Origin of the sequence: Herbaspirillum sp. GW103 (assembly GCF_000261365.1) — a bacterium.
Lineage (GTDB): Bacteria > Pseudomonadota > Gammaproteobacteria > Burkholderiales > Burkholderiaceae_D > Herbaspirillum.
This window is the reverse complement of record NZ_AJVC01000002.1, coordinates 356114-368688: the sequence shown is the minus strand read 5'-3', so window position 1 is coordinate 368688 and position 12575 is coordinate 356114. Positions and strand designations below refer to the sequence as shown.

The 12575-nt window shown below is 62.9% G+C and carries 10 protein-coding genes and 1 pseudogene; 5 read left to right on the top strand and 6 right to left on the bottom strand.

All coding sequences use genetic code 11. The annotated features are described in order from the left end of the window. Positions 1 to 182: 182 nt before the first annotated feature. The 4 genes and pseudogenes from GWL_RS23815 to GWL_RS03180 all read right to left on the bottom strand — a co-directional run bounded on the left by GWL_RS23815 (position 183) and on the right by GWL_RS03180 (position 5110). A pseudogene (locus tag GWL_RS23815) lies at positions 183 to 2120 on the bottom strand (methyl-accepting chemotaxis protein). A gap of 235 nt (positions 2121 to 2355) precedes the next feature. After that, positions 2356 to 3405 (bottom strand): glycosyltransferase family 1 protein, encoded by a 1050-nt coding sequence (locus GWL_RS03190; RefSeq protein WP_008326598.1) that lies wholly within the window; start codon positions 3403 to 3405, stop codon positions 2356 to 2358. A 50-nt stretch (positions 3406 to 3455) separates the two neighbouring features. After that, positions 3456 to 4346, bottom strand: a complete 891-nt coding sequence (locus GWL_RS03185) for a UDP-2,3-diacylglucosamine diphosphatase (protein WP_008326597.1) — start codon at positions 4344 to 4346, stop codon at positions 3456 to 3458. Then, a complete protein-coding gene (locus GWL_RS03180; RefSeq protein WP_008326596.1) occupies positions 4343 to 5110 on the bottom strand; it encodes a GNAT family N-acetyltransferase in 768 nt (255 codons plus the stop codon). The genes GWL_RS03185 and GWL_RS03180 overlap by 4 nt, the downstream gene beginning before the upstream one ends. Positions 5111 to 5113: 3 nt before the next feature. Here GWL_RS03180 and GWL_RS23240 point away from each other — a divergent pair, with 3 nt between their 5' ends. The 3 genes from GWL_RS23240 to GWL_RS03170 all read left to right on the top strand — a co-directional run bounded on the left by GWL_RS23240 (position 5114) and on the right by GWL_RS03170 (position 7347). After that, on the top strand, positions 5114 to 5599 hold the full coding sequence (locus tag GWL_RS23240; protein ID WP_157174187.1) for a hypothetical protein: 486 nt from the start codon (positions 5114 to 5116) through the stop codon (positions 5597 to 5599). A gap of 9 nt (positions 5600 to 5608) precedes the next feature. Beyond that, positions 5609 to 6391, top strand: a complete 783-nt coding sequence (locus tag GWL_RS03175; RefSeq protein ID WP_008326594.1) for a 3-hydroxybutyrate dehydrogenase — start codon at positions 5609 to 5611, stop codon at positions 6389 to 6391. Positions 6392 to 6579: 188 nt separating this feature from the next. Continuing rightward, positions 6580 to 7347: an AraC family transcriptional regulator gene (locus GWL_RS03170; protein WP_008326593.1), complete on the top strand. Its 768-nt coding sequence runs from the start codon at positions 6580 to 6582 to the stop codon at positions 7345 to 7347. Here GWL_RS03170 and GWL_RS03165 read toward each other — a convergent pair. Next, positions 7323 to 7913, bottom strand: a complete 591-nt coding sequence (locus GWL_RS03165; protein ID WP_008326592.1) for a phosphonate degradation HD-domain oxygenase — start codon at positions 7911 to 7913, stop codon at positions 7323 to 7325. The two genes, GWL_RS03170 and GWL_RS03165, sit on opposite strands and share 25 nt — an antisense overlap. 164 nt (positions 7914 to 8077) lie before the next feature. Further along, complete coding sequence (gene katG / locus GWL_RS03160) at positions 8078 to 10327, bottom strand: catalase/peroxidase HPI (RefSeq protein ID WP_008326591.1); 2250 nt, start codon at positions 10325 to 10327, stop codon at positions 8078 to 8080. A gap of 579 nt (positions 10328 to 10906) precedes the next feature. Between katG and GWL_RS03155 the strand changes: the two genes are divergently transcribed. Further along, positions 10907 to 11467 carry a DUF4337 domain-containing protein gene (locus GWL_RS03155; RefSeq protein WP_008326590.1) on the top strand — a complete coding sequence of 187 codons (561 nt, stop codon included), beginning with the start codon at positions 10907 to 10909 and terminating at the stop codon, positions 11465 to 11467. Positions 11468 to 11618: 151 nt separating this feature from the next. Beyond that, positions 11619 to 12557 carry a DMT family transporter gene (locus tag GWL_RS03150; protein ID WP_008326588.1) on the top strand — a complete coding sequence of 313 codons (939 nt, stop codon included), beginning with the start codon at positions 11619 to 11621 and terminating at the stop codon, positions 12555 to 12557. The last annotated feature ends 18 nt before the right edge of the window (positions 12558 to 12575 follow it).

Sequence of the window (12575 nt, the reverse complement as noted above, 5' to 3'; positions counted from 1 at the left end):
GCATACGGCGGAGCAGGCATGGTCCCTCATGGTCTTTTTGTCATGGACGCGGCAACAGGCGCACGCGAGCGTGGCGCATCTTAGAAGAGGCGCTGGTCGGCATGCCAATGCTTTGTGAGCATGTCGGCATGTTTGTTTTGCATAGTTAAAGAAAATACCAGAGAACCCTTGTCTTCAGCCGGTCATGCCCCTTCGGTGCGGAACACCGCCATCGCCTCGCGCAGCACCCCGGCCTGTTGCTGCAGGCTTTCCGAAGCGGCCGCAGCCTGCTCCACCAGGGCGGCATTCTGCTGGGTAATGGCTTCCATCTGGGCGATGGCATCCGAGATCTGGGTGATCCCGTTGCTCTGCTCCTGGCTGGCCTGGGTGATCTCGCTCATGATGCCTGCCACCTGCCGCACCGATCCGACGATATCGCCCATGGTGGCACCGGCCTGGTCGACCAGTCGGCCACCGGCATCGACCTTCTGGACCGAATCACCGATGAGTTCCTTGATTTCCTTGGCGGCGGCCGCACTGCGTTGCGCCAGCGAGCGGACTTCGGAGGCCACCACCGCAAAACCGCGGCCCTGCTCACCGGCGCGGGCCGCTTCCACTGCGGCGTTGAGCGCGAGGATATTGGTCTGGAAGGCAATGCCGTCGATCACGCCGATGATCTCGACGATGCGCCGCGAACTCTCCCGGATCTGCGTCATGGTGGTGACCACACCATCGACCACGATACCGCCCTGCTCGGCCAGTCGTGCGGCGGAACCGGCCAGCTGGTCGGCCTGGCGGGCGTTCTCGGCATTGTTCTGGACTGTCGAGGTGAGCTGCTCCATGGCGCTGGCGGTTTCCTCCAGGTTGGAGGCCTGGGCTTCGGTCCGGCGCGAGAGATCGGCATTGCCCAGGGCGATCTCGCCGCTGGCATGCTGCATCAGCTCAACACTGCTGCGCACCTGCATGACGATGCCGCCCAGACTGCGGGTCATGGCATTGAGCGAGCCCAGCAATTGCGCCGATTCGTCGCGGCCCTGCACCGGGCTGCGAGCGGTCAGGTCGTAACTGGCCACCCGCCCGGCCAGCGCCACCGAGGCTTGCAGCGGCCGGGTGACCGAGCGTGTGATCAGCACGCCCAGCCAGGCCGCCAGCAACGCCAGCAGGAGGATGGCGGCCAGCACCGTGAGTTGCTCGCGGCGCAGGGCAGCGTTCTGTTGGTCCAGCCGGGTCGCCAGTACTGCCGTGACCTCCGCGATGGTCTTGAATTGCACGTCGATGGCCTAGGTAAAGCGCTGGAAATACGTCTGCGCGTCATAGCCCGGCTCCTGCGGCAGCAGTACCTGCTCGCGCGCCAGCTTGATGACCTCCTGACCCAGCTGACCGGCGCTGGCCATGCTGCTGCCCAGTTGCGCCTCCAGTGACGGACTGGCGATGACGGCTTTGGCGAAGGCCTTGCGGGCCATGTCCAGGCGATCCTGGGCGCGCTCCAGCAGGGCCACCAGTTCCAGACGGTCCTCGCGACGGACTTCCTTCTTCAGCAACAGGGTGGCGCCGCGCGCACGGGCGCGGCCCAGATCCTCGGTCACGCCCGGCATGGCGATGAAGGCCGCATTGATGAGCTGGGTACTGTCGAAATCAGGATCGACGGTGTAGCGATAATGATCGAGCATGCGATCGTTGAGATCGAACAAGGCCATGATCACTGCACTATGGGCGGCAAAACTGCGGGGCGCCGTCAGTTGCCGGGCGGCCACCGCATCGCGCACCTTGACCCAGGCATCGCGCTGCGCCATGAACAGCGTCACGGCTGCCGGATCGGACTGCTGCAAGCCCTGCAGGTCCGGCAACAGCGCCTGCAGGGCCTGGTCGACTTCCCCTGCCTTGGCCTGGCGCGCCGCTTCGGTCTGCTGCGCACCGTTGAGCACTACGGCGGACATGCCGCGATGCTGCTGCAGCAGTTGCAGGCTGCGCAACAGGCGCTGGATGGGCTGCACACCCGCGATCTCTTCCTGCTTGAAGCGGATCACCCGTTCGCTGCTCTGTAGATACAAAGCGGTGGGCACGCCAAAGAGCAACATGCCCAGACCGCCCAGCAAGGCAAACTTCTGCCACAGTTTCAGATTGGCAAGCAATGTCCTCATATCCCCCTCCTGTTCGTTTGTTTTCGTCTGCTCGATGCCTCGGCGTCGTCACTGTAAATCCACCTGTACACGTGACTTTTTAGGTCGAGCAAAAACCGTTCCAACGATGCGAACCATGCGCTGCCAGCTGGCCAGCGACGACGCCGGACGGCAGGAAAACGCAGGACAAAAAGGAGAAGATCAGGAGTCGACAGCACACGCAACCGCCCTGGGGCGGCCGCGTCTGCGCCAGGGATCAGCGGCTCTCGCGCAGCGGCTTGATGGTGGCGGCCTGGTCCGGCGCACTGCGGTGCGCCAGGTGCAGATGCTGCAGGAACTGTTGGGTCGCGGACTCCCAGGAGCGCGTCGCCGCATGGGCGCGCACGGCTTCATGGTCCAGCTTCAGGGCTTGCAGGCAGGCTTGATGGAGATCGTGGCGCAGCACACCGGAGACACCGTTGTCGACCACATCGATGGGCCCTTCGACAGGATAGGCCGCCACCGGGATGCCACAGGCCATGGCTTCCAGCAGCACCAGGCCGAAGGTATCGGTCTTGCTGGGGAAGACGAAGACGTCGGCGCAGTTGTAATAGGCCGGCAATTCATCATGCCCCTTGGCGCCCAGGAAGCGCACTTCCGGATAGCGTGCCGTCAGGTCTTCCAGTTGCGGGCCGTCGCCGACCACCCACTTGGTGCCGGGCAGGTCCAGCTTGAGGAAGGCTTCGATGTTCTTTTCCACCGCTACCCGGCCGACGTACAGAAACAGCGGGCGTTTGATGCAGGCATGGTCTTCCGAGGCCGGACGGAAGTGGCTGGTATCCACACCCCTCCCCCACAGGACAACGTTGCGGAAACCCTCTTCTTCCAGCGCCGTCTTCATGGCCGGTGTCGGCACCATGATGGCTTCGGAACGCCCATGGAACCAGCGCAGCAGGCCATAGGTGATGGCCTTGGGCAGCAGCTTGCGCGCGGCCAGGTATTCCGGGAAACGGGTGTGATAGGCGGTGGTGAAACTGAGCTTGTGGCGCACGCAGTAGCGCCGCGCCGCCAGTCCCATCGGCCCTTCGGTGGCAATGTGGATGCAGTCCGGCTGGAAGGATTCGAGCGCCGCCGCGATGCGGGCATAGGGCTTGTAGGCCAGGCGGATTTCCGGATAGGTCGGGCAGGCGAAGGTGCGGAAGTCGCGCGGCGAGAGCAGCAGCACTTCATGGCCGAAACCGCGCAGGCAGCGCACGGTGGAGCGCAAGGTGTTGACGACGCCGTTGACTTGCGGCTCTCCGGCGTCGCTGATGATGGCAATGCGCATAAACTATATAAACAATATAAACGATATGATTCGCGATGAACCGACCAACCTCAGGCGGTGGCCAGTTCGCGTGCGGCCTGGCGCGCTTCCTTGCCGGCGCGTTTCTTCTGCATGATTTCCTGCCAGGTCACCAGACGCAGTTCGCCGTTCGGCTCTTCCACCAGGGCCGACAGGCTCTCCACCCAGTCACCATCGTTGCAGTAGACCACACCGCCGATGTCGCGGATCTCGGGCTTGTGGATGTGGCCGCAGATGACGCCATCCAGTCCCTTCTTCTTGGCCTCGTCGGCCAGTGCATCTTCGAAGGAGGTGATGTAGTTCACCGCATTCTTGACCTTGGATTTGAGGTACTGCGAGAGCGACCAGTACGGCAGCCCGGCACGGGCACGCCAGCTGTTGAACCACTGGTTGAACTTGAGGATCATGGTGTAGAGGCTGTCGCCCACATAGGCCAGCCACTTGGCGCAGGCGATCACGCCATCGAAGCGGTCGCCGTGCAGCACCAGCATGCGCTTGCCTTCGGCGGTCACGTGCACCAGTTCGTCGCGGATCTTGATGCCGCCGAAATCGAGGTCGATGAACTGACGGATCACTTCGTCGTGGTTGCCGGGCACGAAGATGACATTGGTGCCCTTCTTGGCTTTCTTCAACACGGTCTGCACCACGTTGTTGTGGGACTGGTCCCAGTACCAGCGACGCTTCAACTGCCAGCCGTCGATGATGTCACCCACCAGATAGAGCGTCTCGGACTCGGTGGCACGCAGGAATTCCAGCAGGCGCTCGGCCTGGCAGCCGGTGGTGCCCAGGTGGATGTCGGAAATCCAGATGGTGCGAAAGCGCAGCGGATCGCGCTTGGCTTCGTCATCACCGGCGTCTTGGTCGGGACCCAGGTCGGCGAACAGCCCCTGGGCTTTTTCCATGAACTGTTCGCGTGGCTTCATGCGGTCCTCGAATCCTTGAGGTAGTGGCGGGCATAGCGGCTGTCGAGCTTGGAGAGCGGCAGCAGCAGGAAGAAATCGGCCGAGTGGAAATCAGGATCCCAGGCCGGTTCGCCGCACACCCAGGCACCGCTGCGCAGGTAGCCGCGCAGCAGCGGCGGGATCTGCGGTTCGACGCCGGCCTGGCGGTCTTCCAGCGGGAAGGGCAACAGCGGCGTGACGCGATAGTCCGGCGGGGCCAGGTTCTTCTCGCGGAAAGCGTGGTAGAGCGCAGCAGCATTGTGGCCACCATCGGCCAGGCTCACGCTGGCGCAACCCATCAGGTATTCGCAGCGTTCCTTGCGCATGTAGGCAGCAAGACCCGCCCACAGCATCATGATGACGCCGCCGCTGCGGTAGTCCGGGTGGATGCAGGCACGGCCGGCTTCGGCGATGACGCCGCGGATGTTGTCCAGGCGCGAGAGATCGAATTCCTGTTCCGAGTAGAACTTGCCCATGCGGCGCGCACCGTGCGGGCTCAACACGCGATAGGTGCCGACCACCGAAAGGGTCTTGCTGTCGCGCACGATCAGGTGATCGCAGTAGTCGTCGAACTCATCCTTGTCCAGGCCTTCCGGGTTGGCCAGGGCCGACAGGTTCATCGCTTCGATGAAGACCTTGTAGCGCAGGCGCTGTACTTCGCGCACTTCTTCCGGGGTGCTCGCCAGGCTCAGATTGAGCTTGGCAAAACTCGGATTGGCATCGGCAGGAATGGTAAGCAGTCTCATGCATTGTCCTTTGTGGTGATGTTTGAAGGAGACCTTGGAAGACTTCAGCCAGGTCAGCCAAACAACATAAGCGAGCTCGACCGACCTGCTTCCGGTATCCCCCTCAGAATTGCGGCTGTCTCGAATGAAGACGAAGAATTGATTGATAATTTTCGAGAAACAGCCGATGTCCCCGGGATAACGCTGCACAGACTAACCAGCGAATGTTTCACGCACATGACCTTTGCGGCTCTTTTGGCGGTGCAGCAACAAGAAGCTGCCCGGCGTTACAATGGCATGACAAAGCGGCGCCGGGAGACCTCCCTGTCGGGAGCAGGCGTACGCGCGAGGGCAAGGAAAACGGGTGCAAGGACGATTCGGCACCCGTGGAATCTTTCGATGCGCAGTTCATCGAAACCAGGGATTGATGGCCGCCATGCAGTGTCGAGCGCAGCAGCGCGGGCAGTCGTGGCGGCCGAGCTTTGCAATGTCCGTCAACTCGAAACATAAAGGAAGATCATGCTACTCAAGGATAAAGTCGCTCTCATTACCGGTTCGGCCAGCGGCATCGGCAAGGAAATCGCGCTCGAATACGCCAAGCAGGGCGCCAAGGTGGTCATCGCCGACCTGGCCCTGGAAGCGGCCAAGGCCACGGCTGAAGAGATCGTCAAGAATGGCGGCACCGCCATGGCCGTGGCCATGAACGTGACCGATGAAACCCAGGTCGACAAGGGCGTGGCCGATGCCGTGAACACCTATGGCGGACTGGACATCATGATCAGCAATGCCGGCATCCAGATCATCAGCCCGGTGACCGAACTGTCGCTGGAGAACTGGCGCAAGATGCTGGCGATCCACCTCGATGGCGCCTTCCTGACCACGCGCGCGGCCATGAAGGCCATGATCAAGCAGGGCCGTGGCGGCTCCATCATCTACATGGGCTCGGTGCACTCGCACCTGGCCTCGCCGCTGAAAGCACCCTACGTCACCGCCAAGCACGGCCTGCTGGGCCTGGCCAAGACGGTGGCCAAGGAAGGCGCCAAGGACAAGATCCGCAGCAACGTGATCTGCCCCGGCTTCGTACGTACCCCGCTGGTGGAAAAGCAGATCCCCGAGCAGGCCAAGGAATTCGGCATCAGCGAAGAGGAAGTCATCAAGAAGATCATGCTGAAAGACACCGTGGACGGCGAATTCACCACCACCCAGGACGTGGCCCAGACCGCCGTGTTCCTGGCGGCCTTCCCGACCAATGCCCTGACCGGCCAGTCCGTGGTGGTCAGTCATGGCTGGCATATGCAGTAAAGTTCACCTGCCCTGACGCCCCTCTCGAAGCCGCCGTCGCACCTGCCCGGCGGCTTTTTCTTGCTGCCCGCAAACACGGATGTCAGGCAAATCTATTCAGCTCACACCGATGCCATATGAAAGCAATAGCGTAAATCCGGCTATCGAAGTCCGCTATCATGCGAGCATTGCCCGTCCTCGTCCGCACCATGACCCAGCCCTCTCTGCCGCCTGCTGACACTGCCGCCTCCCTGGCGCAGCTGCATCTGCGCAGCTATCGCGACGAATCGCTGGCGCACCGGCATGATTTTGCACAACTGGTGCTCCCGCTGGCGGGCCGCCTGGCGATGGACATCGCCGGCCGCGAAGGTCTGGCCGATACCGCCACGGCCGCCTTCGTCGAGCCCGGAGCCCGCCATGCCACCCGTGCGGGCGGTGAGAATCGTTCGCTGGTGCTGGACCTGGCCCCGGCCACGGTCAGCAGCCTGCAACTGGAGGTGCTGGCGCAACGCCCTTTCCTGCCCTTGTCGGCGGCAGCGGGAAGGCTGGTGGAATTCATGGCCGTCACGCTGGCACATACGCGCCCGGCCGACACGGTGCTGCAGCATTGGGTGCCTTTGCTGCTGGATACGCTCACGCAGCAGCCACCCCGCACGCTCTCGCGGCTGCACCTGATGCTGGCGCGCGTGGAGGCGCGGGCAGAACATCCGTGGACGGTGGCACAGATGGCCGAGCTGGCGGCGATCTCGCCGAGCCGCCTGCATGAATGGTTTCGTGCTCAACTGCACACCTCGCCGCGCGCCTGGCTGGCCGAAGTGCGGGTAGCCCGGGCTTGCCAGCTGCTGCGCACGAGCAGCCTGCCGCTGGCCCTGATTGCCCAGCGCTGCGGCTATGGCGATCAGAGCGCCATGACCCATGCGCTGCGCAAGCTGCGCGGCACCACCCCGTCGGCCTATCGGAAGGCTTGCCTGTCCTGAGGGCGGCCGCTCTTGGCCGAGGCCCGCAGGCACTGGCTGAAGTAGCCGGCAAAGTGGGCGTAATCGGGCGTAGTCAACCCTGCCGTCTTGGCGCGATCATCCCAGCGCCGCAACCTGACCGCCTCCTCTGCATAGGGCCGGTCAATGAACGCCGCAGCCTGTTCCACATCGAAGATCCCGCCCTGCAATTGCAGGCTGCGCACCGAATCGGCGGAGAGCTGCGCGAAGTAATCCGGATCGGTGGCGCACAGGTAGCGCTTGGCATCCACATGCAGCGCGATGGGGACCAGCACGGCGTCATCGAACAGGCCGCGCAGGAAGGGCAGCACGCGGTACTGGTGCAGGTCATCGATACCGGCCAGGGTAGGCGTCTGGCCCAGGTCTTCCAGCAGATGGCCGAGATCGTGCAGGAGACTTGCCACGATCAGGCTGGGGGCCGCGCCCTCCTGCTCTGCCAGCCACGCTGATTGCAACGCATGCTCCAGTTGCGTGACCGGCTCGCCGGTGTATTGGGTGTGACCGTGCCGCGTGAACAGCACGGCGATGTCGTCCAGGCTCAGAGCCATCATGCGCCTCGCAGGTGAAGAAAAGTCCGAACGCCACTATAGACGCTGCAACGGCGCACTCCATGACATCTCCATGACATGCGAATACGCAAAGAAAAACGGCGAGCCTTGCGGCCCGCCGTCCCTCATCGCTTCACTGCTTGATTGCTTGATTGCTTGATTGCTTACTTCTTCAGATCATAGCGATCCAGATCCATCACCTTGACCCAGGCCGCCACGAAGTCCCTGACGAACTTTTCCTTGGCGTCGGCGCTGGCATAGACCTCGGCCAGGGCGCGCAGCACGGCATTGGAACCGAACACCAGGTCGACGCGGGTACCGGTCCACTTGACGGCGCCGCTCTTGCGGTCGCGGCCTTCGAACTCTTCCTGGGCGGGCGAAGTGGATTTCCACTCGGTCCCCATGTCCAGCAGATTGACGAAGAAGTCATTGGACAGCACACCAACCCTGGACGTGAACACGCCCTTGGTGCTGCCACCGACGTTGTTGCCCAGCACGCGCAGGCCACCTACGAGAACCGTCATTTCCGGCGCGGTCAGGGTCAGTTGCTGTGCCTTGTCGATCAGCATGTCTTCGGCACGCACGGCATAGCGCTGCTTCTGGTAGTTGCGGAAGCCATCGATGACAGGTTCCAGCGGCTCGAAGGAGGCCACGTCGGTCTGTTCCTGCGAAGCATCCACGCGGCCGGCGCTGAAGGGAACGGATACGGCCACACCAGCATCCTTGGCCGCCTTTTCGATGGCAGCACTACCGGCCAGCACGATCAGGTCAGCCAGCGAGACCTTCTTGGCACCCTGGTTGAACCCGGCCTGAATGCCTTCCAGCACCTTCAAGACCTTGGCCAGCTGGGCCGGCTGGTTGGCGGCCCAATCCTTTTGCGGGGCCAGGCGAATGCGGGCACCGTTGGCACCGCCACGCATGTCACCGCCACGGAAGGTGGAGGCCGAGGCCCAGGCGGTCGAGACCAGTTCGCTCACCGACAAGCCCGACGCCAGAACCTTGCCCTTCAATGCCGCAACATCCGCCGCGTCGATGGGTGCGGCCTCCGCCTTGGGCAGCGGATCTTGCCAGATCAGTTCTTCGGCCGGCACTTCCGGACCGAGGTAGCGCGAACGCGGGCCCAGATCGCGGTGGGTCAGCTTGAACCAGGCGCGGGCGAAGGCATCGGCGAACTGGTCGGGGTTTTTCAGGAAGCGGCGCGAGATCTTTTCATAGGCCGGATCGAAGCGCAGCGACAAGTCCGTCGTCAGCATGGTCGGACGTACCGGCGCACCGCCATGGGCATGCGGGATCACCGCATCGGCGCCCTTGGCCACCCACTGGTGCGCGCCGGCCGGGCTCTTGGTCAGCTCCCACTCATAGTTGAACAGGTTCTCGAAGAAGTAATTGCTCCACTGGGCCGGGGTCTGGGTCCAGGTCACTTCCAGGCCGGAGCTGATGGTGTCGCCACCCACGCCGCTGCCGAAGCTGCTCTTCCAGCCCAGGCCCTGGCTTTCCATCTCCTCGCCTTCCGGCTCACGACCCACGTGCTTGGCATCGCCTGCACCGTGGGTCTTGCCGAAGGTGTGGCCACCGGCGATCAGGGCCACGGTTTCTTCATCGTTCATCGCCATGCGGGCGAAGGTTTCGCGGATGTCATGGGCGGCGGCCACCGGGTCGGGGTTGCCTTCCGGGCCTTCCGGGTTCACGTAGATCAGGCCCATCTGCACAGCTGCCAGCGGGTTCTCCAGGTTGCGCCCGGTGGGGGCGGTGCGGCTCTGCTCATTGCCGTGACGGTCGGCGTCGGCGGTGATTTCGCCGTGGGCAGCGCCGGCCTTGCCACGGCCGTAGCGGTCATCGCCACCCAGCCAGGTCGATTCGGTTCCCCAGTAGACGTCCAGATCCGGTTCCCACACATCCTTGCGACCACCGGCGAAACCGAAGGTCTTGAAACCCATGGTTTCCAGCGCCACGTTGCCGGTCAAAATCAGCAGGTCGGCCCAGGAAATCTTGTTGCCGTATTTCTGCTTGACCGGCCACAGCAGGCGGCGCGCCTTGTCCAGGTTGACGTTGTCAGGCCAGCTGTTGAGCGGCGCAAAACGCTGCTGGCCACGGCCGGCACCGCCACGACCATCGCCGATGCGATAGGTGCCGGCACTGTGCCAGGCCATGCGGATGAACAGCGGACCATAGTGACCGAAGTCAGCCGGCCACCAGTCCTGCGAATCAGTCATCACCTTGGCCAGGTCAGCCTTGAGCGCCGCCAGGTCCAGGCTCTTGAAAGCCTCGGCGTAATTGAAATCCTCACCCATGGGGTCGGACTTGGAAGAATGCTGGGCCAGCAGATCCACGCGCAACTGCTTGGGCCACCAGTCACGGTTGCTGGTGCCGCCGCCGGCGGTGTGGTTGAAGGGGCATTTGGCTTCATTGGACATTGCGTTCTCTCCTGTTGATCGACCCGATGGTCATGACGCCCGGACCGGGGGACGGGCATCCTGTGGCCACTACCAGACTGACTGGCAAATGGCGGCTTGATGATTCGGCAATAGACTGGCTGCGTTCTGCTACGGCACCATGACGCCGTACTGCGGGGCCAGCTTCGCCTTGTCCCGGTCATGCTTGCGAAGAACCATTAATGTAATTCATCAAAAACAATCAGGTGATTGTCTTTTTGTATAACGCCGGTCAATAAATCCAATCCCAATCCTTCAGAATTTGTGACTCAACAGTGTAGCCAAAGGCAAACCCTTCTGCAGGGCACGCCATTTGCACGTGCACCCAACCGCCCAGCCTGAGGCTTGCACTCGGAACAGGATGCCTCGCGAGGAAATGCGAATGTTCGCGATGAACATTGCCCCTGAGTGCAATCCTCTCAAGCCAAGCAGACGCAGCCGCGCCACGAGAAAATACGAGTTTCATGACGATTCAGGTCAACCGATACGAATATGAATCGTTGTTGAGTCGCTGCCCTGGCACCGGGCTGCCCTCATTTTTCCCACATTACAAGAACCATCATGACGGAAGCCACCGAAAACCTGGAACACGCCGAGCACGCCCATGCCTCCGGCAACAAGAAGCTGGCCCTGCTCATCGCCATCCTGGCGTTGGTGCTGGCCGTTACCGAAACCCTCTCCAAGTCTTACCAGACCGAGGTCATCCTGAAACACCAGGAGGCGGCCAACCTGTGGTCTTTCTTCCAGGCCAAGTCGGTCCGTGGCAATGCGGCGCAACTGGCCAGGCAGCAGCTCACGCTGCTGGGCAATCCCAAGGATGAGCGCATCAATGCGGCCGTAGCCAAGCTCGACGACGCCATCGCCCATTACGACAGTGACGAGAAGAGCGGTGAAGGCAAGAAGGAGCTGTCCCACAAGGCGCGCGAAGCCGAACACGAGGCGCATGCCTACATGGAGAAATACGAGAAGATGGAAATGGCCGCCGGCATGCTGCAAGTGGCCATCGTGCTGGCCTCGGCCACCATCATCACGGGGGTGGCGGTACTGGCCTATCTGTCCATGGGTATCGGCGTGGTGGCGCTGGCCTTTATCGGTGCAGGACTGTTCGGCTCCGTGGTCTGAACGGCTGGACCGTTTGCATGCAAAGACGCCGGCCACGTGTCGGCGTTTTTCTTTCGTACCCGATCGCAACAAAACCGTAGCCTGCAACAATCCTTGGCCGTGCGGCTGCGGCATACTGCCTCCCTTTGCAACATGGCAGGCGTTGATCCCGATGCGTTCCAACCCGATTCTGCAAGGCATTTTCTATGGCGCGCTGGCCGGCGCCGCCTGGGGCCTGGTCTTCCTGGCACCTGAACTGACCCGCGCCTTCTCTCCCTGGCAACTGACCGCCGGGCGTTATCTCGCCTACGGCCTGTTCGCCGCCCTGCTGATCGCCCCGCGCATCAGAAAACTGCTGCCCCATCTGGGCCGTGCCGAATGGCGTGCGCTGGTGTGGCTGAGCCTCTTGGGCAATGTGGTCTATTACGTATTCCTGGCCAGTGCCGTGCAACTGGGCGGCATGGCGATGACCTCGCTGGTGATCGGCTTCCTGCCGGTGGCGGTGAGCATCATCGGCAGCCGTGGTCACGGTGCCGTCTCGCTGCGCAAGCTGGCCCCCTCACTGGCCCTGGGCCTGGCAGGCATTGCCTGCGTGGCCTGGCAGTCGCTGGCCGGGGCGGCTGGGGGCGATATGAAGGAAAGTGTCATCGGTTTCTTCTGCGCCCTGGCCGCATTGGCCTCCTGGACCACTTATGCGGTGGGTAACAGCCGCTGGCTTGGACGCCTGCATGAAGTTTCTGCACACGATTGGAATCTGCTGATCGGCGTGGTCACCGGGCTGCTGTCGCTGTTCATCGCCGTACCGGCCTTTACCGTGATGCTGCAGCCGCATCCGGGCGATCAGTGGATGCACTTCGTGGCGGTCTCGGCCGGGGTGGCGATCTTCGCCTCGCTCTTCGGCAATGCCTGCTGGAACAAGGCCAGCCGCCTGCTGCCGCTGACCATGATCGGGCAGATGATCCTGTTCGAGACCTTGTTCGCCCTGCTCTACGGCTTCCTGTGGGAACAGCGCTGGCCGACGCTGCTGGAGATCGCGGCCATGGTGCTGGTGAGCGTGAGCGTCTTGCTGTGCGTGTCGGCGCACCGGGTCGATGAGGGCGGCGGGCACTGACGCCCCGCGCCCTGCCCG